This window comes from Variovorax sp. OV329 (genome assembly GCF_900114785.1).
Taxonomy (GTDB): Bacteria; Pseudomonadota; Gammaproteobacteria; order Burkholderiales; family Burkholderiaceae_C; genus Variovorax.
On record NZ_FOUG01000003.1, the window covers coordinates 204389 to 227258 of the forward strand.

Genomic DNA, 22870 nt, shown 5'->3' on the forward strand with positions numbered 1-22870 from the left:
CCCATGACCGCCAGCCCCATCGCCGCCGTCCGCCTCATCGCGGCCGGCCTCGCCTTCGCTTTCGCCGGCGCCGCCAGCGCGCAGGACACGCTCAAGATCGGCGAGATCAACAGCTACAAGGCCCTGCCGCAGAACCTGGTGCCCTACCGCCAGGGCTGGCTGCTGGCGCAGGAGGAGATCAACGCGGCCGGTGGCGTGAACGGCCGCAAGATGGAGACCATCTTCCGCGACGACAACGCGAACCCCGGCGACGCGGTGCGCGTGGCCGAGGAACTCATCACGCGCGAGAAGGTCGAGATGATCAGCGGCGTGACGCTCTCGCACGTGGGCGTGGCCCTCTCCGACTTCGCGCGCCAGCGCAAGGTCTTCTTCATGGCCTCCGGCCCGCTGAGCGACAAGGTGGTGTGGGACAACGGCAACCGCTACACCTACCGCCTGCGTTCGGGTACCTATGCGCTGGCCGCTTCGGTGGTGCCCGAGGCGGCCAGGCTGAAGAAGAAGCGCTGGGCCGTGATCTACCCCAACTACGAGTACGGCCAGGCCGCGGTCGCCGCCTTCAAGGAGAACCTGAAGAAGCTGCAGCCCGACGTGGAATTCGTGGCCGAGCAGTCGCCGCCGCTGGGCAAGGTGGATGCGGGCGCGGTGGCGCAGGCCATCGCGGACGCCAAGCCCGACGCGATCTTCAATGTGCTCTTCGGCAGCGACCTGACCAAGCTGGCGCGCGAGGGCAAGACGCGCGGCCTGTTCGAAGGGCGCGAGGTGGTGAGCCTGCTCACCGGCGAGCCCGAGTACCTGGACCCGCTCAAGGACGACGCGCCCAACGGCTGGGTCGTCACCGGCTACCCCTACGCGAACATCGACACGCCCGAGCACAAGGCCTTCCTGGCGGCCTACCAGAAGAAATACAACGACTACCCGCGCCTGAACTCGGTGGTGGGCTATTCCGCGGCCAAGGCGATCGCGGCCGGCATCCAGAAGGCGGGCTCGACCGACACGGAGAAGCTGATCGCCGCATTCAAGGGCCTGGAGTTCAGCTCGCCCTTCGGTCCGGTCGTCTTCCGGCCCCAGGACAACCAGTCGACCCTTGGCATCTTCGTGGGCCGCACGGCGGTCAAGGACGGCAAGGGCGTGATGCCCTCGGGCACCTACGTGGACGGCAGCAAGCTGCAGCCTTCGGAAGAGCAGATCCGCAAGCTGCGCGCCAACGCATCGTGAGCGGCGCGCCAGATTTCCAGGGGCCGGCGCTGCCGCCCATCGGCTGCAATGGCCGTGGCGCGCAGGCGTCCTCGATGCAGGCGCCGGTGTCGCTGGCCGAAGCATCCGTCGAGGAGCAGTTCCGCCTGGTGAGCGAGGCCGGCGTGTTCGACAGCTTCGACCGCCTGCCGATGGAGGGCCAGGTGGACACCTACATCCGCTGCATCGAGCGCTACTCGCTGCCGGTGCGCACCGCCAGCTGGTTCTATGCGCTGGAGCGGGACGAGGCGCTGCTTTCGCAGAAGCTGCGCCTGGCGGGCGAGGTGGGTGCGAGCCTGCACAACATCATGGTCCACTGGCATGACGCGAGCGGCCGGCCGGTGAGCGATGAAGAGGTGGCTGGCTTCTACCTGCGCGCCTACGACCTGGGCATGCCGCGCGGCGTCGAGCCCACGCTGGAGCTGCACGTCAACATGTGGAGCGAAGACCCGCGCCGCGTCGCGCCGGTGGCCGAGGCGGTGCGCCGGCGCGGCGTGCCCTTCAACTTCACGCTGGACTACAGCCACGTGATCTTCAAGATGGGCAACGTGGAAGAGCAGCGCATCTGCGGCATCGACCAGGACGTGGCGGCCGGCCGCATCGAGCTCGACCCGCGCAAGCCCGGCAGCCTGGTGGACCAGTGGCTGGACATGGGCATCGTGCGCTGGATGCAGGTGCGATCGGTCGCGCCCAACGGGCCGCGCAACGTCTGGTCGATCCTCGACCCCACGCAGCCGGTGGCGGCGGTGCCCACGCATTCGATCTTCGACTACCGCGCCGGCGAGCCCGGCCGCGGCATCCTGTACCCCTTCGAGAAGCCGGCGCCCGGCGAATGGCATTCGGACTGGAACGATTCCGCGCTGGACTGCACCCGCGCGATGGTTCGCAAGGTGCTGGCCCACCATGCGTGCACGCCCGGCTCGCGTCTGGCGGCCATCACCACCGAGATGATCAACCTGCCCGACTACGCGCACAACGCGCGCTTCTCGCTCATCGGGCAGAACGCGGCCATCGCGCGGCACGTGCGCGCGGTGTGGGCCGAGGAAGCCGGCGCGGCGCAAGGCGCCGGCCTGAAAGGCGCCTAGCTCGCGCGCCGGCGCGCCGGCGCCTTGCGGGGCGCGGGGGCCGCGTCCTTCTCCGCCACCGGCGAAAGCGAACTCAGCACCACCTCGCAGATGTGCTCGCGCCAGGCCTTGCGGCGCGCGGGCGACATCAGGTCGCTGCCCATCCAGGTCGAGCAGGTGTGCTGGTTCGAGATGTAGAAGAAGCCCAGCGACATGATGGTCATCAGCACGTGCTCGGCCGACACGTCGCGGCGGAACAGGCCCTGCGCCTGGCCCGCCTCCAGCAGGCTGGTGACGGTCTCCACCAGCGGGAAGGAGGTGCGCGTCACCTGCTGCGACTGGCGGATGTGCTTGCCGCGCAGCAGGTTCTCGTTCATCAGCACGCGCACCAGGTGCGGGTGCGACTCGTAGTGGTCCCAGGAATGCTGCACCAGCCGGCGCATGCCTTCCACCGGATCGTCGGGCGTCACGAAGGCGCGCTGCTCGCCGATCATGTCGGCGTAGATCTTCTCCAGCACCGCCTGGTACAGCCGCTCCTTGTTGCCGTAGTAGTAGTACAGCATGCGGTCAACCGTGCCGGCGCGCTGGCTGATGCGCTCGATGCGCGCGCCGGCGAAACCGTACTCGGAGAACTCCTCGATGGCGGCGGCCAGGATGCGCGCCTCCATCTGCTCCGAACGCTCGCGTTGCGCACCGCGGCGGGTGGGGCCGCCCTCGCTGGGCGGGACGGCGCTGCGCTCGGGTCGGGCAGCGGCACGGCGGGTGGTTGGCGATCGGTCGGACAAAGACTGGCAGTTCCTTGGTGGAGGACGGTGGCCGCAAGGCGGCCCGTACGGGGGCGCGACGGTCGTTGGACATTGTCTTTCATTCCCGTGCCAGCCGGCGTGATCTGTCCTGCAAACGTTCAGTGTTCGTTAATCCCCCCTTCCTAGACTGCCGGCCACGAGGCGAATGGCGCCGAGGGAGTCGTGATGGCGCGTGCTTTTTCTCCGCTGCCTGCTCGGGGAGTTCGATGATCGTCTTGCCGGAAACAAGCGCGCCGGGCGTCGCGCATTGGCCGCGCGCCAGGCGCGCGGGACAGAGCATGCCGTGGCTGCTGCCCGCCGCCTGTATCGGCCTGCTGGCCCTGGTGTGGTTCTCGACCATCGGCATGCGTGCCCTGGTCAGCCCCGACGAAGGGCGCTACGCCAGCCTGTCGCTGGGCATGCTGCACAGCGGCGACTGGATCACCCCGCGCCTGAACGGCATTCTCTATTTCGAGAAGCCGGTGCTGCAGTACTGGCTGGGCGCATTGGCCTTCAAGCTCTTCGGCGTCTCCGAATTCGCTGCGCGCTTGTGGCCCGCGCTGGCCGGCTTCCTGACGGTGCTGGCCGTCGGCTTCACCGCCGGCCGGCTCTGGGGGCGCGAGACCGGCCTGCGGGCGCTGGCGATCTGCGCGTCCATGACCTGGGTGCTGGGCAACAGCCTCTACCTCACGCTGGACGCCGGGCTCACGCTGTGGCTCACGCTGGCCCTGTGCACGATGCTGCTGGCGCGCGACCCGGCCACCGATGCCGCGGCGAGCCGGCATTGGGTGCTGGCGGCCTGGGTGGCGATGGCGCTCGCGGTGCTGACCAAGGGGCTGGTGGGCCTGCTGATTCCTGGTGCCACCCTGGTCATCCTGAGCCTGTGGGAGCGCGACCTCTCGTGGTGGCGCGGCATGCGCTGGCTGCCGGGCAGCCTGCTCTTCCTGGCGATCACCGCGCCCTGGTTCGTGGCGGTGTCGATGCGCAACCCCGACTTCGCGCGCTTCTTCTTCATCCACGAGCATTTCACCCGCTTCCTCACCCACTCCCACCACCGGGAGGGCGCGTGGTGGTATTACGTGCCGCTGCTGCTGGCCGGTGCCTTGCCGTGGACCGGCGCGCTCGCGCTGCCGGTCTTCCGCCCCGCGCAGCCGGAAGCCGACGACGTGCGTGCGGTGGCGCTTCGGTCGCAGCGCCGCGCGCTGCTGGCCTGGGCGGGCTTCGTGTTCCTCTTTTTCAGCGTGTCGGGCTCCAAGCTGCCCTCGTACATCCTGCCCATGTTCCCCGCGCTGGCCCTGCTGGTGGCCGAACGCCTTCGCACGGCCCGCAGCCAGGTGGTGCGCGGCGCGTTGCTGGTGCCCATCGCGATGTGGCTGCTGGCGCTGCTCGCGTCCACGCAGGCGAGCCGGTTCACCAGCGCCAACAGCCCCCTGGACGTGATCATGCCGATGGCGCATGCCGTGCGCGCCGGTGCCGGCCTGTTCCTGCTGGGCGCGGTCGCCGCCTGGCTGCTGCTGCGCCGCGAACGGACAACCTCGGCCATCTGGAGCCTCGCGCTGTGCCACATCGTGGCCACGCTGGTGGTGCTGCAATCGCACGACAGCTTCGGCCAGCTCAAGAGCGGCGAAAGGCCGGCCCACGCGCTGGCGTCCTACCTCGACGCGAACACTCCCGTGTTCGCGGTGCGCAGCTACGACCAGACCCTGCCTTTCTACCTTCGCCGCGACATCGTCCTGGCCGACTACGAGGACGAGTTCGAACTGGGCCAGGGCATCGAGCCGGGCAAGTCGCTGCAGCGCATCGAGGACTTCGTCGCGCGCTGGGCCCAGGCGCCCAAGGCCGCGGCGTACATGTCGCAGGCCACCTGGCAGGAACTGGCGCAGCGTGGCGTGCCGATGCGCGTCGTCTACCGCGACACGCGCCGCGTCGTGGTGGTGAAACCATGAGCACCCGCCCGGCCGTTCCGAAGGGCGCTCGCACCGCAGCCCGCAGGGCGGAGGTCTTTCGATGAACGCCTCGACCTTCGGCCTGCTGATGACCGGCGTGCTGCTCAACGCCGCCGCCCAGCTCATGCTCAAGGCCGGCGCCGCCAGCGTGGGCGCGATCTCGCTGACGGCTGGTGCATCGGCCCTGTGGCGCACCGGGCTGCAGCTGTCGTTGCACCCCGGCATCCTCGGCGGCCTGGCCTGCTACGTGCTGAGCGTGGTGGTGTGGATCGTCGCGCTCTCGCGCGTGGACGTGAGCATGGCCTACCCGATGCTCTCCATCGGCTACGTGGTCAACGCGCTGCTGGCCTGGTGGCTCTTCGGCGAGGCGGTCAACGCGCAGCGCTGGGCAGGCATCGCCATCATCATCCTCGGCGTGGTCGTGATCGCCCGCAGCGGGAGCGCCGCATGAGCACGCCGCCGGACTTCCTGCCCTTCACCCGGCCCATGATCGACGAGCAGACCATCGCCGAGGTGGGCGAGGTGCTGCGCTCGGGCTGGATCACCACCGGCCCCAAGTGCCAGGCGCTGGAAGCCGCGCTCGGCGAGCGCTTCGGTGGCCGGCCGGTGCGCCTGCTCAACTCGGGCACCGCCGCGCTGGAACTGGCCCTGCGCGTGTGCGGCATCGGCCCGGGCGACGAGGTCATCACCACGCCGCTGAGCTGGGTGGCCACCGCCAACGTGGTGCTGGCAGTGGGTGCCATGCCGGTGTTCGTCGACGTCGACCCGGCCACGCGCAACATCGACCTGTCGCGCATCGAGGCGGCCATCACGCCGCGCACGCGGGCGCTGATACCGGTCGACCTGGCGGGCCTGCCGGTGGACCGCGATGCGCTCGCGGCGATCGCGAGCCGGCACCGGTTGCGTGTGATCGAGGACGCTGCCCAGTCCTTCGGCGCGCGCTGGAACGGCCGCGAGATCGGCAGCTTCGGCGACCTGGTGTGCTTCAGCTTCCACGCCAACAAGAACATCACCACCACCGAGGGCGGCTGCATCGTGCTGAACGACGCGCAGGAAGCCACGCAACTGGAGCGGCTGCGCCTGCAGGGCGTGGAGCGGCTGGCCGGCGGCGAGCTGGAGGTGCAGGCCTGGGGCGCCAAGGCCAACCTCACCGACGTGGCCGCTGCCATCGGCCTGGGGCAGCTGCGGCAGGTGAAGGACTTCGCCTTTGCCAGGCGACTGCTGGCCGATCGCTACTACCGGCGCTGGGACGCCAGCCTGGGCTTCGAGCTGCCGCCGCGCCAGGTGGCGCCGGCCGAGGGCAACTGGCACATGTTCCAGCCCTTGCTGCCCCGCTGGCTGGCCGGGCGGCGCGGCGAATTCATCGCCGGCATGCGCGAGCAGGGCATCGGCGTGGGCGTGCACTACCCGGCCATGCACCTGTTCCAGCTGTTCCGCGCGCGCGGCCACGGCCCGGGTGACTTTCCGGTGGCCGAGGACATCGGCGCGCGGATTCTCACGCTGCCGCTCTTTCCCGAAATGCGTCCCACCGATGTGGACCGGGTGTGCCAGGCCGTCGCGGCGGTGACGCATGCGCTGCGCCAGAGGACAACGCCATGAACATGAACGACACCCCGCAGGTCGACGACGGCTGGCACCCGCTGGCGGATCCCCAGGCGAGCCCGACCGAGCTGAGCGTGGTCATCCCCGTGTACAACGAGGAGGCAGTGCTGGCCGCCCTGTTCGAGCGCCTGTACCCGGCGCTCGATGCGCTGGGGCTTCGCTACGAGATCGTCTTCATCGACGACGGCAGCCGCGACCGCTCCACCGCCATCCTGGGCACGCAGTTCGAGCTGCGACCCGACGTGACGCGGGTGATCCTGCTCAACGGCAACTTCGGCCAGCACCGCGCAATCCTGGCCGGCTTCGCCCATTGCCGCGGCGAGCGCGTGCTGACGCTGGACGCCGACCTGCAGAACCCCCCTGAAGAGATCCCGCGCCTGCTGGCCGCCATGGACCAGGGCCACGACTGCGTGGGCACGGTGCGGCGCGACCGGCAGGACTCGGCCTGGCGCCGCTGGGCCTCGCGCGCCATGAACCGGCTGCGCCACAGACTGACCGGCATCGAGATGAACGACCAGGGTTCGATGATGCGTGCCTACAGCCGCCGGGTGGTCGGCCTCATCAACCAGTGCAACGAGATGAACACCTTCATCCCGGCCCTGGCGCACCAGTTCGCCGAGAGCCCGACCGAAGTGGAGATCGCGCACGAGGCGCGCCATGCCGGCGAATCCAAGTACTCCTTCTACCGCCTGGTGCGCCTGAACTTCGACCTGGTCACCGGCTTCTCGCTGGTGCCGCTGCAGGCTTTCTCCATGCTGGGCATCGTGGTGTCGATGCTGTCGGGCGCGCTCTTCGTGCTGCTGGCGGGGCGCCGCCTGCTGCTCGGTCCCGAGGAAGGTGGCACCTTCACCCTGTTCGCGCTGCTGTTCCTGCTGATGGGCCTGGCCCTCTTCGGCATCGGCCTGCTGGGCGAGTACATCGGCCGCATCTACCAGGAAGTGCGCTCGCGGCCGCGCTACCTCATCAGCGCCATCCTGGAGCGCAAGCCGTGAAGGCACCCAGCGCCATCGTCTTCGCCTACCACGACGTGGGCGTGCGCTGCCTGCGCGTGCTGCTCGACGCCGGCGTGCAGGTGCCGCTGGTGGTGACGCATGCGGACGCACCGGGCGAGACCATCTGGTTCCAGAGCGTGGAGCGCCTCGCCCGCGAGCACGGCCTGAAGGTGGCGACGCCGGGCGATCCGCACGACGCGGACCTGCTGCGCCAGGCGGCCCAGGCGCAGCCGGACTTCGTCTTCTCCTTCTACTACCGCCACATGCTGCGCACCGAGTGGCTGACTCTTGCGGGCCGCGGCGCGTTCAACATGCACGGCTCGCTGCTGCCGCGCTACCGGGGGCGCGCGCCGGTCAACTGGGCCATCATCCACGGCGAGCGCGAGACCGGTGCCACCTTGCACCGCATGAACGAGAAGCCCGACAACGGGGCCATCGTCGACCAGTGCGCGGTGCCCATCCTGGGCGACGACACCGCCGTCGACGTGTTCGCCAAGGTCACGGTGGCGGCGGAGATCGTGCTGGCGCGCAGCCTGCCACGCCTGGTCGAGGGCACCGCCGCCGAGCGGCCGCAGGACCTGTCGCAGGGCGGCTATTTCGGCGGACGCAAGCCCGAGGACGGGCGCATCCCCGCAGGCGCCACCGCGGCGCAGATCCACGACCTGGTGCGCGCGCTGGCGCCGCCTTATCCCTGCGCGTTCATCGACGTCGCCGGGCGGCGCGTGTTCATCGAGCGCAGCTCGCTGCGCCACGCGCATGCGCCCTGGCCGCCGGGCGAGCTGCGGCTGTGCGCGGACCAGGGCCAGCTGTGGCTGGCGGCCGCCGACGGCGCGGCCGTGCACGTCCTGGCGGCACGCACCGGCTCGCAAGCGCTTTTCGCCGGCAACTTCGAAACGCTCTTCGGCGCGAGCACGGCTCGCGTCCATGCCTGAGCCACAACTACTCCAAGACACAAGGCCTTCCCATGCTCAAAGTCCTGATCCTCGGCGTCAACGGCTTCATCGGCCACCACCTCACGCGCCACATCATCGAACACACCGACTGGGAGGTGTACGGCATGGACATGCTGCGCGACCGCGTCGAGCCCTGGCTGGACAACCCGCGCTTCCACTACTTCGAGGGTGACATCACCATCAACAAGGAGTGGATCGAATACCACGTGAGGAAGTGCGACGTGGTGCTGCCGCTGGTGGCCATTGCCACGCCGGCCACCTATGTGCGCGAGCCGCTGCGGGTGTTCGAGCTGGACTTCGAGGCCAACCTGCCCATCGTGCGGCACTGCCTGCGCTACAACAAGCGCGTGGTGTTCCCGTCCACCAGCGAGGTCTACGGCATGTGCGAGGACGAGAGCTTCGACCCAGAGAACTCCAACCTCGTCTACGGACCGATCAACAAACCGCGCTGGATCTATGCCTGCGCCAAGCAGCTGATGGACCGCGTGATCCATGCCTACGGCCAGGAGCAGGGGCTGCGCTTCACGCTGTTCCGCCCCTTCAACTGGATCGGCCCGGGCCTGGACAGCCTGCATGCGCCCAAGGAAGGATCGAGCCGCGTCATCACCCAGTTCCTCGGCCACATCGTGCGCGGCGAGCCGATCCGGCTGGTGGACGGCGGCCGCCAGCAGCGCACCTTCACCTACATCGACGACGGCATCGAGGCGCTGGTGAAGATCATCGCCAACAAGAACGGCGTGGCCGACGGGAAGATCTACAACATCGGCAACCCCGGCAACAACTTCTCCATCGTCGCGCTGGCCGAGATGATGCTGGCCCATGCGAAGAAGCTGCCTGAATACCGCGATGCGGCCGAGCGCGTGGAGCTGATCCAGGTGCCGGCGCAGGCCTACTACGGCCAGGGCTACCAGGACGTGCTGCACCGCGTGCCGCACATCCACAACACCATGACGGACCTGGACTGGTCGCCGCGCGTGGACATGCGCGACGCGCTGGCCGCGGTGTTCGAGTACTACCGGGACCACGCGGCGGAAATCGCCGACCTGGAAGCCTGAGCGGCATGGCGCGCATTGCGCTCAAGGTCGACGTCGACACCTGGCGCGGCACCCGCGAGGGCGTGCCGACGCTGCTGCGCATGCTGGCCGATGCAGGGGCGGGCGCGAGCTTTCTCTTCAGCCTGGGGCCGGACCACACCGGCCGCGCGATCTTCCGCGCGCTGCGCCCGGGCTTCCTGCAAAAGGTCAGCCGCACCTCGGTGCTGTCGCACTACGGCTGGCGCACGCTGCTGTACGGCACGCTGCTGCCCGGCCCCGACATCGGCCGGCGCGAGGCCGCGACCCTGCGTGCCGTGCGCGATGCCGGCTTCGAGGTCGGCGTTCATTGCTGGGACCATGTGCGCTGGCAGGACCGCCTGCTGGCCGAGGGCGAGAAGGACCCGGACTGGGCGCTGCGCGAGATGCGGCGTGCGACCGACGCCTTCGCCGACGCGTTCGGGATGCCGGCGCGGCTGCACGGCGCCGCCGGCTGGCAGTTCGACGCGCACGCGGCGCGGGCGCAGGCCGAGCTGGGCATCGAGTACGCCTCGGACACGCGCGGCGAGCACGCCTTCCTGCCGGTGGACGAGAGCGGGACGGTGCTCGGGCCTCCGCAGCTGCCCACGACGCTGCCCACGCTGGACGAGCTGATCGGCGTGGGCGAGCTCACCGAAGCGAATGTGCACCGCCACCTGCTGGCCTTCACCGACGAGGAGGAGGCGGACCAGGTCTACACGCTGCACGCCGAGCTCGAAGGCATGCGGCTGGCCCCGGTGCTTGCGCGCCTGCTGGCGGGCTGGCGGGCGCAGGGCCACACGCTGGTCGCGCTGCGTGACCAGTACGCCGCGCTGATGCCCGGCGATCTGCCGCGGCACCGGCTGGCTCAGGGCAGCGTGGAAGGGCGCAGCGGCACGCTGGCGGTGCAGGGGCGGGCCTTCAAGCGGGCGTAGCGGCCGCGCCCACCGCCGACCTCTGCGACCGCCTGGGCGAGCAGGTGCAGGTGTGCCATGCGGCGCTGCGCCGTTATGGCGGACGCATCGCTGCCGCCGGTCCATTGCCTGCGTGCAGGTCTTCGAGGACGCCGGCCTGATTCGCGAGATGCTGGAGATGGCAGGCGGGGCCGTATCCTGGTGGCGGACGGCGGCGGCTCCACGCGCCGCGCGCTGCCCCCTGGACGACGCCACCCGATTCAGGTAGTTGCCCGGCGCACTTGCGCTGCTCTACTGGAAGGGCCGAGGCAGCAGGGCCGTTCATCGTCGACGTGCTGGCCTGCCTGGGCGCAACACCAGGAGACAGCCAGGATGACATCCCCCACCGGCCTGCGCGCCTCGCGGCGGCGCGCGCTGCTGCTTGCGCTCGCCATGGCCGCGGGCAGCGGCACGGCATTCGCGCAAAACAACTCATCGCCCATGGGGCCGGTCAGGTTGGTCGTGGGCTACAGCGCCGGCGGCCCGGTGGATGCAGCCGCGCGCCTCGTCGCGCCCATCCTGCAGCGCGAGCTGGGCGTGCCGGTGCTGGTGGACAACAGGCCCGGTGCCAGCGGCTCGCTGGGCGGCGACGCGGTGGCGCGTGCTGCGCCGGACGGCAACACGCTGTTCTTCGCCGGCAGCCCCACCATCGTCATCAACCCCAACGTGCAGCGGCGCATGGCCTTCGACCCGATGAAGGACCTGCAGCCCGTCGCCTCGCTGGTGCAGACCACCAACGTGCTGGTGGTCGGCAAGGACCGGCCCTGGCGCAGCATGAACGAACTGCTGGCCTTCGCGCGCCAGCATCCGGGTGAGCTGACCTACGGCTCCGCCGGCACCGGCGGCACCAACCACCTGAGCGCGGCGCTGCTGGAGAAGATGAGCGGCACGCAGTTCACGCACGTGCCTTACAAGGGCAACGCGCCAGCCATGACCGACCTCATCGGCGGGCAGATCGCCATGATGTTCGACGTGGTGGCCGGTGCACGGCCCTTCATCGCCAGCGGCAAGGTGCGGCCGCTGGCCGTCACCTCGCGCGATCGAAACCCGATGCTCCCGGACGTGCCGACCCTCATCGAGTCCGGCGTGAGCGGCTACGAGGTGCAGGGCTGGATGGGGCTGTACGCCCCGGCGGCCACGCCCAAGGCGATGGTCACCCGCCTGAACTTGGCGGTGCGCAAGGCGCTGGCCGACGAGGCGCTGCGCGCCAGGCTGGTGGAGCAGGGCTACGAGATCTGGGACATCGGCCCCGAGCTGCTCGCCGAGAAGGCGCGCAAGGAGCGCGCCATGTGGGCGACGGTCTCCAAGGGCATCGAAACCGACTGAACACGAAGCAAGCATGACCGCATCCGCGCAAGCCCACCTGCCGCCGCCCGCCGGCACTGTCCGAACCCTGCACGAGGCCTTCGACCACTGGCGAGCCATCGACCCCGGGCGTGCCTTCCTGCACCTGCCGCAAGGCGACATCAGCTACGCGCAGCTGGGCGACATGGTCGACCTGCTGGCGCAGGAACTGCGCGACATCGGCGTGCAGCCTCGCGACCGCGTGCTGGCGGTGGCCGAGAACTGCGCCGAGCACATCGCCCTCATCCTGGCCTGCAGCCGCGTGGGCGCCTGGTCCTGCGGCGTGAACGCACGCATGGCGCCGGCCGAGATCGAGCGCTTCGCCCGCACCAGCGACGCGCGCCTGGTCTACTTCAGCACCGCCGTGTCGGAAGACGCGCAGGCTCTTGCACGGCGCCACGATGCGCGTCCATCCGCGCTGCCCGGCCTGCAGCGCAGCGCGCCGCGCGCCGATGCACGGCCCGAGCCCGGTCCGCACGCGCAAGGCGTGATCGCCATGACCTTCAGCTCCGGCACCACCGGCCAGCCCAAGGCCGTGCTGATCCGGCACGGCGCGCTGCTGGACTTCGCCGAGGTCTCGCTGGACGTGCGCGCGCTGGGCCGCGACGACCGCTACTACGCCTTCGTGCCCATGACCCATGTGTTCGGCCTGGGCACGCTGTCGGCCGCGCTGCTCTCGGGCTGCAGCCTGGTGATGCGCTGGCGCTTCTCGGCCGAGGACCTGGTCGATGCGCTGGCCCACCAGCGCGTGTCGCTGCTGCAGGGTCCGGCCACGCTCTTCGCGCGCCTGCTCGACCATTTCGAGCGCCAGGGCGTGCGCCGGCTGGAAGCACCGCAGCTGCGCTACCTCTATGCCGGCGCCGAGCCGCTGGACCGGGCGCTCAAGCAGCGCATCGAGGCCTTCTTCGGCCAGCCCGTGCACCACGGCTACGGCAGCTCCGAGTCGCTGCTGGTGAGCCTGTCGCCGCTGGGCGAGTACCGCGAGGACGTGTCTGCCGGCCCGCTGATGAAGGGCATTGAATTGCGCGTGGTCGATGCCAAGGGCCAGGACGTGGCCCCCGGCCGGACCGGCGAGCTGTGGGTGCGCGGCCCCGGCGTGTCGCCCGGCTACTTCCGCGACGAGGAAGGCACGCGCAAGGCCTTCCTGCCGGGCGGCTGGTACGCCAGCGGCGACCTGGGCCGCATGGGCGAGGACGGCGAGCTGCGCATCGTCGGGCGCCTGAAGGAGATGATCATCCGATCGGGCTTCAACGTGTACCCCGCGGAGGTCGAGGCCGTGCTGAACGCCTTCGACGGCGTGGCGCATGCCGCGGTGGTCGGCCGGCCCGAGCCGGGCGGCAACGAGGAGGTGCTGGCCTTCGTGGTGCCGGGCCACGGCGTAGAGCTGCATGTGCCCGACATCCATGCCTTCATGCGCGAACAGCTTGCGCCCTACAAGCAGCCCTCGCGCATCTTCGTGGTCGACAGCCTGCCGACCACGGCCAGCGGCAAGGTCATGCGACAGGAGTTGCTCAAGGCGGTGCCGGCCGGCTGAGGCGGCTCAGTTCAGCCGCAGCCCGCTCCCCGCATCGAACACATGCGCCAGCGCCGCCTGCGGCTGCAGCCGCAGCAGTTCGCCGGGCCGCGCGGCGATGCGCTCGCGCAACTGCGCCACCACCTCGTGGCCGGCCACGCGCAGTGCCACCTGCGTGTCAGAGCCGGTGGGCTCCACCACGCGCACCTCGGCGGCCACGCCTTCGTCGCTGTCGCCCACCAGCGCGAAGTGCTCGGGCCGCGCGCCGTAGACCACGCGCGCGCCGTGCTTGGCACGCGGCGCATGCGGCAGCGGCAGCTTCAGGCCGTCGTCGGTCAGCACATGCGGCGCGCCTTCGAGCTGCAGCCGGCCCGGGATGAAGTTCATGGACGGCGAGCCGATGAAGCCGGCCACGAAGGCGTTGCCCGGCCGGTCGTACAGATCCAGCGGCGTGCCCACCTGCTCGATGCGCCCGTCCTTGAGCACCACGATGCGGTCGGCCAGCGTCATCGCCTCCACCTGGTCGTGCGTGACATAGACGGTGGTGGTGCCCAGTCGCTGGTGCAGCGCCTTGATCTCGGTGCGCACCTGCACGCGCAGCTTGGCGTCCAGGTTGGACAGCGGCTCGTCGAACAGGAAGGCCTGCGGCCGGCGCAGGATGGCGCGGCCCATGGCCACGCGCTGGCGCTGGCCGCCCGAGAGCTGGCCGGGCTTGCGCTCCAGCAACGGCGACAGCCCCAGGATGCCCGCCACCTCGGCCACGCGCGAACGGATCTCGGCCGGTTTGATCTTCTGCAGCCGCAGCGAGAAGCCCAGGTTGTCGGCCACCGTCATGTGCGGATAGAGCGCGTAGTTCTGGAACACCATCGCGATGTCGCGGTCGCGCGGCGCCACCGAGTCGATGCGGCGGTCGCCCAGCAGGATCTCGCCGCCGCTGGTTTCCTCCAGCCCCGCGATCATGCGCAGCAGCGTGGACTTGCCGCAGCCCGAAGGCCCGACCAGGGCGACGAACTCGCCGTCCCCGATGTGCAGGTCGATGCCGTGCACCACCGTGTTCTTCGCATAACGCTTGCTGAGTTGTCGCAGTTCGATGCTTGCCATGTCTTTTCTCTCTCGTTTCAGTCCTTGAGTCCGCCGGCGGTGAGACCCTGCACCAGCCACTTGCGCACCACCAGCGTGAACACCACCACCGGCGCCATCACCAGCGTGCCGGCGGCGGCGATGCGGCCCCACTCCCATCCTTCGTACTGCAGGAAATTGACGATGGCGACCGGTGCGGTGATGGCCTCGGTGCGCGTGAGGATCAGCGCGTAGAAGAAGTCGTTCCACGAGAACACGAAGCACAGCACCGCCGTGGCCGCCAGGCCCGGCGCGGCCAGCGGCAGGGTTACGCGCCAGAAGGCTTCCCACACGCCGCAGCCGTCGATGTAGGCCGCTTCTTCCAGCGCGGGCGGCACGGCCTCGAAGAAGGTCTGCATCAGCCAGATGACGATGGCCAGGTTGAAGGTGAGGTAGACGATGGCCAGGCCGATCACCGTGTCCTGCAGCCCCAGCCAGCGGTAGGCCAGGAAGAAGGGAATGGTGAAGGCGATGGGCGGCGCCATGCGCGTCACCAGGATCCACAGCGCCACCTGCGAGCGCGCCTTGAAGTTCCAGCGCGCGAGTGCGTAGGCCGCCGGCACGCCGATGGCCAGCGAGAGCCCGGTGGACAGCAGGCTCACCAGCAGGCTGTTGCCGAAGGAGCGCAGGAAGTTGCCCTGGAGCAGCCCGGCGAAGGAAGCGAGCGTGGGGGTGAACCACAGCGAGTCGCTGAAGATGTCGTTCTCCGGCCGCAGCGCGAGCTGCACCAGCCACAGGAAGGGGAACATCAGCACCAGCAGCAGCGCGACGGCGGCCGCGCTGCGCGCATGCCGGCGAGCGAAGCGCGCGATGCTTCTTCCAGTTGCACCGATCCATGCCGGCGGCGCGAAACGCCAGGGCGTGCCCGGTGCCACGGGTTCGGACGTGCCACCAGCGGGCAGGGCGCTGGTGAGCGGGCTCCACGCCAGGGCCTGCGCGCGTTCCAGGTCGTCGAAGCGTGGGTTAGCTGTGTTCATGGTGGCGGTTCCATCCCAGGCGGCTCACCAGCGCGGCCAGCGCAAACACGCCGGCCAGGATCACCATGGCGATCGCGCTGGCGTAGCCCCAGTAGGAGAAGTTGAAGGCCTGGATGAAGCCGTAGTAGTTGGTGACCTCGGTCACGGTGCCTGGCCCGCCGTTGGTCAGCACGTAGATCAGCGGAAAGGCCTTGAAGCTGTCGATCAATCGGAACAGCGCGCAGACCACCAGCACCGGGCGCAGGTGCGGCAGCACGATGAAGCGGAACAGCTGCCAGCGGTTGGCGCCGTCCAGGCGCGCTGCCTCGATGGGGCTTTGCGGCACCATCTGCAGGGCCGCCAGCACCATCAGCATGGTGAAGGGGAACCATTGCCAGGTGTCGGCCACGCTGAGCGCCCACAAGGCCGTGTCCGGGTTGGCGATGAGCGAGGAGAAGGGCGCGCCCAGCGCCTCGGCCGCGCGGTGCAGCGGGCTGATGTCGGGCGTGTACAGGATCTTCCAGATCAGCGCCACCACGATGGGCGGCAGCACCATCGGGATGAGGAAGGCCGCCCGCGTGGCCGCGAGGATGCGCGAGGGCCCGTGCAGGAGCAGCGCAATGCCCAGGCCCAGGGCGACCTGCAGCGTCACGCTCGATACGGACAGCTTGAGCTGCGTACCGATCGAGTCGAGGAAGCGCTTGTCCTCCAGCAGGTGGCGGTAGTTCACGAGCGGATCGTCGAAGCGGAAGCTGGCCAGCGGATCGGTGAGGCTCAGCGGCGTGAGGCTGGCCACGAGTAGCGCCACGGCCGGCACCAGCGTGATGGCGACCAGCACCACCAGCGATGGCGCCAGGCCGACGAGGAAGGCGCGGCGGCGCTCGGCCTGCCAGCTGGCGGCCGCAAGGGGCGGGGACATCGCGGCCTCCCGCTACAGGCTCAGGCCCGAACGCTTGAGCTCGGCGATGGAGGCCGCCTGCGCCTGCTGCATGGCCTGCTTCGCCGACAGCTGCTTCGTGGCCACCAGCTCGATCGCCTTGTTGATCTGCTGGTCCACCTGCGGATAGACCGACACGGTGCGGTACTTCATGTGGCCGGTCTTCGATGCCAGCTCGATGGAGTCCTGCGCGAGCTTGGCCAGGTCGGTGCCGTTGATGTTCTGGCGCGCGCGGAACTCGGGCAGCTCCAGGTCCGACTTGCGCGCCGGCGATCCGTAGCCCGCCAGCACGGCCCTGTGCGTGGTCTGCTTGGACAGCGCCCAGGCGATGAAAGCCCAGGCCGCCTCCTTGTTCTTCGAGCCGGCCGGAATGCCCAGGCCGTGCACGGCGGTGCCGGGAAAGCGCCCCGCCGGGCCCTTGGGCACCAGGCCGAACTTGACCGTCTTGATGGTCTTGCTTGTGGCCGGGTCGCCCAGCTGCGCCAGGTAGAGCTGGCCCTGGTCGGTGAAGTTGACGCGGCCCTGCTTGAGCGACTGGATCACCTGGTCGGGTGTGTAGGTGACCGCGCCATCGGGGCCGAACTCGCGCAGCAGGTTGCCGTAGTAGTCGGCCGCGGCGATGGCCTCGGGCGTGTCGAGAGTGGGAAAGAGGTCGTCCGGCGCCTTGCGGAACACGTCGCCGCCGAAGGCATGCAGGTAGGGCACGAAGGTCCAGCCGTAGTGGTTGTCGGCCACGAAGCCGGCCACGCGCTCTTTCTTGTTCACCGCGCGCAGCACCTTGAGCAGGTCGTCGGTGCTGTCCGGAAACTCCAGGCCCGCGGCCTGCACCAGGTCGAAGCGAGACGATGCGGTGAGCAGCGCCTCGGCCGTCCATGGCACGCCGTAGAGCTTGCCGTCGCGGCCCGTCTCCGGTGCGCGTGCGCCGGGCAGGAAGTCGTTCAGATCGAAGTCGGCCGGCGTGAGGTTGGGGTTGCGCAGGTAGTCGTCCAGCGGCGTGAGCCAGCCCGAGTTGATCCAGCGGCTTGAGTAGATGAAGGTGATGTTCACCACGTCGTAGGCCGAGCCGCGGGTGGAGAGTTCCAGGTCCACGCGCTGGTTGTAGACCGGGAAGGAGGGCGCGTCGAAATTCACCTTGGCGCCGGTGAGCGCCTCGAACTCCGGCAGCACCTGCTGCAGGAACTTGGGGTAGGCGGCGCTGAAGGTCGACACGTTGAGCGTGACCCCGGCGAACTTCTTGGCACCACCGCCTTGCGCGAAGGCGCGCGAGGCGGGTAGCAGGGCACCGGCGCCCAGGGCGGCCCCGGCGGCAAGGAACTGGCGGCGTTGTTGCGTCATGGCAGGCGTCTCTTCCTTCGATGGATTCAGGCGCTCTGCGCGATCACCTGGCGGATCTGCTCGTCGTTCACCGCCTCGGGCCGCGTGCGGGTGCGGCTGCGGGTGCCGTCCACCGACACGGCCGCGACGCCCTCCACCGTGACGCGGCGCACGACGCGTGGCTGGTTGCCGTAGTCGTTGATGGCGTAGTGCTGCGTGGCGCGGTTGTCCCAGATGGCGACGTCGTCCTGGCGCCAGCTCCAGCGCACCGTGTTCTCCAGGCGGATCACGCGGTTCTGCAGGATCTCGAAGATGCGCGCCGACTCGGCGCTCGACAGGCCCGAGATGCGCTTGATGAAGTGGCCCAGCAGCAGCGCACGTTCGCCGGTCTCGGGGTGCACGTGCACGATGGGGTGCTCGGCCTCGAACACCGCGGAGACGAACACCTTCTGGTGGTGCGCGATGCGGCTGGGGTCGATGTCGGCGCGCTGGGCCCCGTAGTCGTAGTCGTTGCTGTGCACCGCCCACAGGCGTTCGGCCAGTTGCTTCAGGTGCTCGGGCAGGCCTTCGTAGGCGGCGGCGGTATTGGCCCACACGGTGTCGCCGCCGTAGGCCGGAATGGTCACGCCGCGCAGGATCGAGACCTTCGGGAAGGCATCGATGAAGGTCACGTCGGTGTGCCACGAGTCGGCGCGTCCACCGCCCTTGGAGGCATCGAGCTCGAAGATGCGCGTGCCTTCGCGCGCCGGCACCGTGGGGTGCGCCACCGTCTTGCCGAAGCGCGCGCCGAAGGCCTGGTGTTCGGCGTCGTCCAGGTGGCCCTGGCCGCGCAGGAAGACCACCTTGTGCTTGAGCAGGGCCGCGTTCAATTCAGCGAAGACCGCGTCGTCGAGCGAGCCCGAGAGCTTCAGGTCATGGATCTCCGCGCCGATGCGCCCGGCAATGCGGCGCACGCCGATCTTCGTGAAGTCGCTGTCGAAGGCGGCTTCGTCGAAAAGATGTTGCGGGGTGCTTTGTTGTGCGGTGGTGGTCAAGGTGCGCTCCGAGGAAATGGGTTCGAAGCGACGGACTCTAGGCAAGGGGCCTTATCCAGGGAACGAATGAATTTCGATTAGCAAAGGACGGAATCATCCAATGGCGCCAAGGACATTTGGGTTCTTAGCTTCTGCCAATGGCATGGACGCCGGTCCACATCCTTTACGCCACCTTCACATGCCGGACAAACTTCGGGCGGCGTTCGATAGTGCAATCCCCTGCATGTCCGATGCAACCGTCTTCCTGCAGCTGCGCTTCTGGGCCCTGGTGCTGTTCTCGGTGGTGTTGCCCGCGGCCATCTTCGTCACGCTGTTCGTGAGGCGCGAGTTCTCGAAGACGACCGTGCTCGTCTTCGGGCTGCTGCTCGTCGGGCTGGCGGCCGTGGACATCTTCCTGCTGCACGCGCTGTCGGTCTCCGCGCGCAGAACGCCTTCGCTCGCCGACGACATTGCGTTCGCGTCGGAGCTTTCCATTGCGCTGTACATCCTGCCGGCGGCCTTCGGAACCCTGGGCCTGAACATGGTGTCGCACGTGCTGATGCACTACCTGAAGCAGAAGGAGCAGCGCTTCGATGCGCACCTTCCGTCTCCGGCAACTGCGGACCTGCCACTCTTGAGTGCCCCGGCGAAGCGGGGATTGCGCATGCACACGCCCAGGCGCGTGCACCGGGCGCGAAGCCGTTCCTGGTCTTCTCGAAGCAGATGGCGCAGCAGCGGCAGGACTGATCGACCTATGCCGCCGCCTACGACGACAAGGCCTTGTCCGGCTGATCAGTCCATACGCTCACGTCGCCATTCGCCTGCGACGCTCGAGCAACTCGAACATGCCCATGCCTGCCAGCATTGCGGCCACGAAGACCAGGGCCTTGGCTTCACCCATCCCCACCGATACGAGCGCCGGGCCGGGACAGAAACCCGCGACGCCCCAGCCCATCCCGAAGAGCGCGCTTCCGCCAAGCAGGCGGCGGTCGATATTGCGCGCCGAGGGAAGCCGCATGGGCGCGCCCAGCAGGGACACGGTGCGCCGGGCGGCCACCGCGAAGGCGACCAGGCCGACGGCGATGGCGCCGCCCATGACGAATGCCAGTGATGGATCCCAGCGGCCGGCCACGTCCAGGAAGCCGAGCACCTTCGCCGGATTGGCCATGCCCGAGACGATGAGCCCCAGGCCGAAGACCAAGCCGGCGAGCAGCGAAGCAAGAAGCGCCATGGCCGAAGTCCTCAGGTGCCCAGCAGGTGGCGCGCGACGAACACGGTGGCGAAGCCCGCGCCCATGAAGACGAGCGTGGCCACGAGCGAGCGCGGCGAAAGCCGGGAGAGCCCGCAGACACCATGGCCGCTGGTGCAGCCGGCGCCGTAGCGCGTGCCGATGCCCACCAGCAGCCCGGCCAGGACCAGCGCGCCGCAGCCCGCATCGATCTGTGGCTCCGGCGGCGCTGCGAAGAGCGCATAGGCCAGCGGCGCGCCGACCAGCCCGAGCAGGAAGGCGACGCGCCAGGCGACATCGCCGCCGGATGGCCTGAGCAGTCCGCCGAGCACGCCGCTGATGCCCGCGACGCGGCCGTTGAGCAGCACGAACATGGCAGCGGCAGTTCCGATGAGCACGCCGCCGGCCAGGGCGGCCCAGGGCGTGAAGTGTTCCCAGTCGATGGTCATCCATCATCCTTTTGCCAGACAAGGCCGCAAGGATATCGGCCGTTGGCGGGGCCGGAGGTGCGACGGCGCACCTCCACCCGCCACGGGGGGAGCCCGGCGCGGGGCGGGTCGCCATGATGGTCCGCATCTCCAGACCGCAGACAAGGACCTCCCGCATGCTCCCCGCCAACGCATCCCCGGCCGTGCTCGACGGCGACGCGCCCTACCGGCTCCTGTCCGACGGCCGCCTTCTGCAGACTGCCGGCACGCTCGCCGTCCTGGACCCCGCCACCGAGCAGCCCGTGGGCCAAGCGCCCGACTGCCCGCCCGAACTGCTCGATGCCACGGTGCTTGCGGGGCAGGCCGCATTCCCCGCCTGGGCCGCGCGCCCGCTGGCCGAGCGCGCCGCCTGCCTCGTGGCACTCGGCAAGGCCGTCGAGGCGAATGCCGACCCGCTCGCGCGGCTGCTCACGGCCGAGCAGGGCCGCCCCTTGGCGATGGCGCGGCAGGAAGTCCTGACCTGCGTGCACTGGTGCCGCCAGGTGGCGCGCATGGAGCAGCCGGTGGCCGAGCACACCGACCCCGCCGGCGTGCGCTGGGAGACGCGCCGCGTGCCACTGGGCGTGGTGGCGGCGGTGGTGCCGTGGAACTTCCCGCTGATGATCGCGGTGATCAAGCTGGCGCCGGCGCTGCTTGCCGGCAACACGGTCATCGTCAAGCCCTCGCCCTTCACGCCGCTGGCCACGCTGCGCCTGGGCGAGCTGGCCGCCGGCATCTTCCCGGCCGGCGTGCTCAACGTGCTGTCGGGCGGCGATGCGCTGGGGCCGCAGCTCACGGCGCACGCCGGCATTGCCAAGGTGAGCTTCACCGGCTCCACCGCCACCGGCCGCCGCGTGATGGCCTCGGCCGCTTCCACGCTCAAGCGGCTGACGCTGGAGCTGGGCGGCAACGACGCGGCCATCGTGCTGCCCGACGTGGACGTGCCCAGGGTGGCGAAGAAGCTCTTCATGGGTGCCTTCCTCAACTCGGGCCAGATCTGCATCGCGGCCAAGCGCATCTACGTGCACGAGTCCGTCTACGAGGCCTTCGCGCAGGCCTTCGCGGCCATCGCCGGCGCGGCGAAGGTGGGCCCCGGCGCGGACGAGCGCAGCCTGATCGGCCCGGTGCAGAACCGACCGCAGTACGAGCGGGTGAAGGAACTGGTGGAGGCCACGCGCGCCGCCGGCCACCGCTTCATCGCCGGTGGCGAGCTGCCGGCCGGGCCCGGCTACTTCATCCCGCCCACGGTGGTGGACAACCCGCCCGACGATGCGCGCGTGGTGGTGGAGGAACCCTTCGGCCCCATCGTGCCGCTGCTGCGCTACGCCGACGTGGACGAGGCGGTGCGCCGCGCCAATGCCAGCGAGTGGGGCCTGGGCGCCTCGGTCTGGAGCCAGGACGTGGCGCAGGCCCGCGCCATCGCCGGGCGCCTGCAGGTGGGCACGGTGTGGATCAACACCATCCACCTGCTCAACCCGCACGCGCCCTTCGCCGGCCGCAAGCAGTCGGGGTTGGGCGTGGAGAACGGCGTCGAGGGCTTGATGGAGTTCAGCGCGCCGCAGACCTTGGCAGTGGCTTGAACTGGAGCGTGGCGAGGCGCCGCGCTTTCTTCTTTCAGCGAGCCGCCGCCAGCGCCACCGCATCCGGCCCGGCCGGAAAGCGAAGCTGGCCGGTCTCGTCGTTGGCCGCCTGCCAGACGCCCTGCGCCACGTCGATGGGCCGCGTCACCTGCGCCTGCTGCCCCAGGCTTGCGAACACGCCCTGCGCGTAACTGCCGTAGGGCTCGGGCAGCAGGCCCTTCATGCGCTCGCCGCCGTTGTCGGCAAAGCGCGTGCCGGGGCCGTAGCCCGGTTCCACCAGCTTGGCCTTGACGCCGAAGGACTGCAGCTCGAAGGCAAGCGAGGCGGTGAAGCCTTCCATCGCCGTCTTGCTCGCGGTGTAGACCGCCACCAGCGGGAAGGGCGCCAGCGTGGCGCTGGAGGTCACGTTGACGATGGTTCCGGTGCCGCGCAGCCGCATGCCAGGGAGGAAGGCCTGCGTCATCGCCATGGCGCCGAAGGTGTTGGTCTCGAAGACCTCGCGGGTGGTGGCCATGGGCGTGGCCTCGAAGGCGCCCAGCAGGCCGATGCCCGCGTTGTTGACCAGCACGTCGATGGGTCCCGAATTGCGGACGGCCGCCGAGATGCTGCGTGGATCGGTCACGTCCAGCGCCATCAGGCGCAGGCGGTCCGAGGCCGGCAGCAGCCCCTCGCGCGGCGTGCGCATGGTGGCGATGACCTGCCAGCCGCGTTCGAGGAAGAGGCGGGCGGTTTCCAGGCCATAGCCCGAGGAGCAGCCGGTGATGAGGATGGTTTTCATGGGAGGACGGCTATGCGTCGAGTTGGGATGGCCAGACTTTAGGC

At 69.7% G+C, this 22870-nt stretch carries 22 protein-coding genes; 12 read left to right on the forward strand and 10 right to left on the reverse strand.

The annotated features are described in order from the left end of the window. Positions 1-3 precede the first annotated feature (3 nt). Both BM345_RS06075 and BM345_RS06080 read left to right on the forward strand, forming a co-directional pair. Entirely contained in the window at positions 4-1215 is a 1212-nt protein-coding gene (locus tag BM345_RS06075) for an ABC transporter substrate-binding protein (protein WP_093376657.1), read from the forward strand. Then, positions 1212-2318, forward strand: coding sequence for a xylose isomerase (locus BM345_RS06080; RefSeq protein ID WP_254789594.1), 1107 nt, complete (start codon positions 1212-1214; stop codon positions 2316-2318). The genes BM345_RS06075 and BM345_RS06080 overlap by 4 nt, the downstream gene beginning before the upstream one ends. Here the strand turns inward: BM345_RS06080 and BM345_RS06085 are convergent. Continuing rightward, complete coding sequence (locus BM345_RS06085; RefSeq protein WP_093376660.1) at positions 2315-3082, reverse strand: TetR/AcrR family transcriptional regulator; 768 nt, start codon at positions 3080-3082, stop codon at positions 2315-2317. The two genes, BM345_RS06080 and BM345_RS06085, sit on opposite strands and share 4 nt — an antisense overlap. 299 nt (positions 3083-3381) lie before the next feature. On the opposite strand from BM345_RS06085, the gene BM345_RS06090 reads away from it, so the two are divergent. The 9 genes from BM345_RS06090 (at position 3382) to BM345_RS06130 (ending at position 13455) form a co-directional block, all read left to right on the forward strand. Next, complete coding sequence (locus BM345_RS06090) at positions 3382-5028, forward strand: phospholipid carrier-dependent glycosyltransferase (protein ID WP_175544919.1); 1647 nt, start codon at positions 3382-3384, stop codon at positions 5026-5028. 61 nt (positions 5029-5089) lie between these two features. Next, positions 5090-5479, forward strand: a complete 390-nt coding sequence (locus tag BM345_RS06095) for an SMR family transporter (RefSeq protein WP_093376665.1) — start codon at positions 5090-5092, stop codon at positions 5477-5479. Then, positions 5476-6627 (forward strand): DegT/DnrJ/EryC1/StrS family aminotransferase, encoded by a 1152-nt coding sequence (locus BM345_RS06100; protein ID WP_093376667.1) that lies wholly within the window; start codon positions 5476-5478, stop codon positions 6625-6627. Before BM345_RS06095 ends, BM345_RS06100 begins: the two co-directional genes overlap by 4 nt. Positions 6628-6629: 2 nt before the next feature. Beyond that, on the forward strand, positions 6630-7622 hold the full coding sequence (locus BM345_RS06105) for a glycosyltransferase (protein WP_093376670.1): 993 nt from the start codon (positions 6630-6632) through the stop codon (positions 7620-7622). Next, positions 7619-8554: a formyltransferase gene (locus BM345_RS06110; RefSeq protein WP_093376671.1), complete on the forward strand. Its 936-nt coding sequence runs from the start codon at positions 7619-7621 to the stop codon at positions 8552-8554. The genes BM345_RS06105 and BM345_RS06110 overlap by 4 nt, the downstream gene beginning before the upstream one ends. 32 nt (positions 8555-8586) lie before the next feature. After that, positions 8587-9630, forward strand: a complete 1044-nt coding sequence (locus BM345_RS06115; protein WP_093376674.1) for a bifunctional UDP-4-keto-pentose/UDP-xylose synthase — start codon at positions 8587-8589, stop codon at positions 9628-9630. A 5-nt stretch (positions 9631-9635) separates the two neighbouring features. Next, positions 9636-10559: a polysaccharide deacetylase family protein gene (locus BM345_RS06120; RefSeq protein ID WP_093376675.1), complete on the forward strand. Its 924-nt coding sequence runs from the start codon at positions 9636-9638 to the stop codon at positions 10557-10559. Positions 10560-10910: 351 nt separating this feature from the next. Beyond that, positions 10911-11903 (forward strand): Bug family tripartite tricarboxylate transporter substrate binding protein, encoded by a 993-nt coding sequence (locus BM345_RS06125; protein ID WP_093376677.1) that lies wholly within the window; start codon positions 10911-10913, stop codon positions 11901-11903. Positions 11904-11916: 13 nt separating this feature from the next. Next, complete coding sequence (locus BM345_RS06130; protein WP_093376679.1) at positions 11917-13455, forward strand: class I adenylate-forming enzyme family protein; 1539 nt, start codon at positions 11917-11919, stop codon at positions 13453-13455. A gap of 6 nt (positions 13456-13461) precedes the next feature. Here BM345_RS06130 and BM345_RS06135 read toward each other — a convergent pair whose 3' ends face one another. The 8 genes from BM345_RS06135 to BM345_RS06170 all read right to left on the reverse strand — a co-directional run bounded on the left by BM345_RS06135 (position 13462) and on the right by BM345_RS06170 (position 20450). Further along, the gene (locus BM345_RS06135; protein WP_093376682.1) at positions 13462-14535 is read right to left on the reverse strand and encodes an ABC transporter ATP-binding protein; all 1074 of its coding nucleotides are present in this window, start codon (positions 14533-14535) and stop codon (positions 13462-13464) included. Between the two features lie 17 nt (positions 14536-14552). Beyond that, the gene (locus BM345_RS06140) at positions 14553-15530 is read right to left on the reverse strand and encodes a carbohydrate ABC transporter permease (protein ID WP_254789596.1); all 978 of its coding nucleotides are present in this window, start codon (positions 15528-15530) and stop codon (positions 14553-14555) included. Beyond that, positions 15517-16428, reverse strand: coding sequence for a carbohydrate ABC transporter permease (locus BM345_RS06145; protein WP_093376684.1), 912 nt, complete (start codon positions 16426-16428; stop codon positions 15517-15519). The genes BM345_RS06140 and BM345_RS06145 overlap by 14 nt, the downstream gene beginning before the upstream one ends. A 12-nt stretch (positions 16429-16440) precedes the next feature. Beyond that, complete coding sequence (locus BM345_RS06150) at positions 16441-17781, reverse strand: ABC transporter substrate-binding protein (protein WP_093376687.1); 1341 nt, start codon at positions 17779-17781, stop codon at positions 16441-16443. A 26-nt stretch (positions 17782-17807) separates the two neighbouring features. Then, on the reverse strand, positions 17808-18794 hold the full coding sequence (locus BM345_RS06155; protein WP_093376690.1) for a TauD/TfdA dioxygenase family protein: 987 nt from the start codon (positions 18792-18794) through the stop codon (positions 17808-17810). Between the two features lie 174 nt (positions 18795-18968). Continuing rightward, positions 18969-19268 carry a hypothetical protein gene (locus BM345_RS30050; protein WP_175544920.1) on the reverse strand — a complete coding sequence of 100 codons (300 nt, stop codon included), beginning with the start codon at positions 19266-19268 and terminating at the stop codon, positions 18969-18971. A 310-nt stretch (positions 19269-19578) separates the two neighbouring features. Continuing rightward, complete coding sequence (locus tag BM345_RS06165; protein WP_093376691.1) at positions 19579-20004, reverse strand: DUF6691 family protein; 426 nt, start codon at positions 20002-20004, stop codon at positions 19579-19581. Positions 20005-20015: 11 nt separating this feature from the next. Beyond that, entirely contained in the window at positions 20016-20450 is a 435-nt protein-coding gene (locus BM345_RS06170) for a YeeE/YedE family protein (protein ID WP_093376694.1), read from the reverse strand. Between the two features lie 155 nt (positions 20451-20605). Here BM345_RS06170 and BM345_RS06175 point away from each other — a divergent pair, with 155 nt between their 5' ends. Further along, positions 20606-22048, forward strand: a complete 1443-nt coding sequence (locus tag BM345_RS06175) for an aldehyde dehydrogenase family protein (protein WP_093376696.1) — start codon at positions 20606-20608, stop codon at positions 22046-22048. A gap of 34 nt (positions 22049-22082) precedes the next feature. Here the strand turns inward: BM345_RS06175 and BM345_RS06180 are convergent, their stop codons facing one another. After that, on the reverse strand, positions 22083-22826 hold the full coding sequence (locus BM345_RS06180) for an SDR family oxidoreductase (protein ID WP_093376698.1): 744 nt from the start codon (positions 22824-22826) through the stop codon (positions 22083-22085). Between the last annotated feature and the right edge of the window lie 44 nt (positions 22827-22870).

What these genes read in the sequence shown, in the direction of transcription:
- BM345_RS06105 (WP_093376670.1), top strand. Translation starts at nt 6,630, where the DNA reads ATGAACGACACCCCGCAGGTCGACGACGGCTGGCACCCGCTGGCGGAT.
- BM345_RS06100 (WP_093376667.1), top strand. Translation starts at nt 5,476, where the DNA reads ATGAGCACGCCGCCGGACTTCCTGCCCTTCACCCGGCCCATGATCGAC.
- BM345_RS06115 (WP_093376674.1), top strand. Translation starts at nt 8,587, where the DNA reads ATGCTCAAAGTCCTGATCCTCGGCGTCAACGGCTTCATCGGCCACCAC.
- BM345_RS06120 (WP_093376675.1), top strand. Translation starts at nt 9,636, where the DNA reads ATGGCGCGCATTGCGCTCAAGGTCGACGTCGACACCTGGCGCGGCACC.
- BM345_RS06130 (WP_093376679.1), top strand. Translation starts at nt 11,917, where the DNA reads ATGACCGCATCCGCGCAAGCCCACCTGCCGCCGCCCGCCGGCACTGTC.
- BM345_RS06145 (WP_093376684.1), bottom strand. Translation starts at nt 16,428, where the DNA reads ATGTCCCCGCCCCTTGCGGCCGCCAGCTGGCAGGCCGAGCGCCGCCGC.
- BM345_RS06140 (WP_254789596.1), bottom strand. Translation starts at nt 15,530, where the DNA reads ATGAACACAGCTAACCCACGCTTCGACGACCTGGAACGCGCGCAGGCC.
- BM345_RS06125 (WP_093376677.1), top strand. Translation starts at nt 10,911, where the DNA reads ATGACATCCCCCACCGGCCTGCGCGCCTCGCGGCGGCGCGCGCTGCTG.
- BM345_RS06135 (WP_093376682.1), bottom strand. Translation starts at nt 14,535, where the DNA reads ATGGCAAGCATCGAACTGCGACAACTCAGCAAGCGTTATGCGAAGAAC.
- BM345_RS30050 (WP_175544920.1), bottom strand. Translation starts at nt 19,268, where the DNA reads ATGGAAAGCTCCGACGCGAACGCAATGTCGTCGGCGAGCGAAGGCGTT.
- BM345_RS06180 (WP_093376698.1), bottom strand. Translation starts at nt 22,826, where the DNA reads ATGAAAACCATCCTCATCACCGGCTGCTCCTCGGGCTATGGCCTGGAA.
- BM345_RS06165 (WP_093376691.1), bottom strand. Translation starts at nt 20,004, where the DNA reads ATGGCGCTTCTTGCTTCGCTGCTCGCCGGCTTGGTCTTCGGCCTGGGG.
- BM345_RS06150 (WP_093376687.1), bottom strand. Translation starts at nt 17,781, where the DNA reads ATGACGCAACAACGCCGCCAGTTCCTTGCCGCCGGGGCCGCCCTGGGC.
- BM345_RS06090 (WP_175544919.1), top strand. Translation starts at nt 3,382, where the DNA reads ATGCCGTGGCTGCTGCCCGCCGCCTGTATCGGCCTGCTGGCCCTGGTG.
- BM345_RS06175 (WP_093376696.1), top strand. Translation starts at nt 20,606, where the DNA reads ATGCTCCCCGCCAACGCATCCCCGGCCGTGCTCGACGGCGACGCGCCC.
- BM345_RS06170 (WP_093376694.1), bottom strand. Translation starts at nt 20,450, where the DNA reads ATGACCATCGACTGGGAACACTTCACGCCCTGGGCCGCCCTGGCCGGC.
- BM345_RS06075 (WP_093376657.1), top strand. Translation starts at nt 4, where the DNA reads ATGACCGCCAGCCCCATCGCCGCCGTCCGCCTCATCGCGGCCGGCCTC.
- BM345_RS06095 (WP_093376665.1), top strand. Translation starts at nt 5,090, where the DNA reads ATGAACGCCTCGACCTTCGGCCTGCTGATGACCGGCGTGCTGCTCAAC.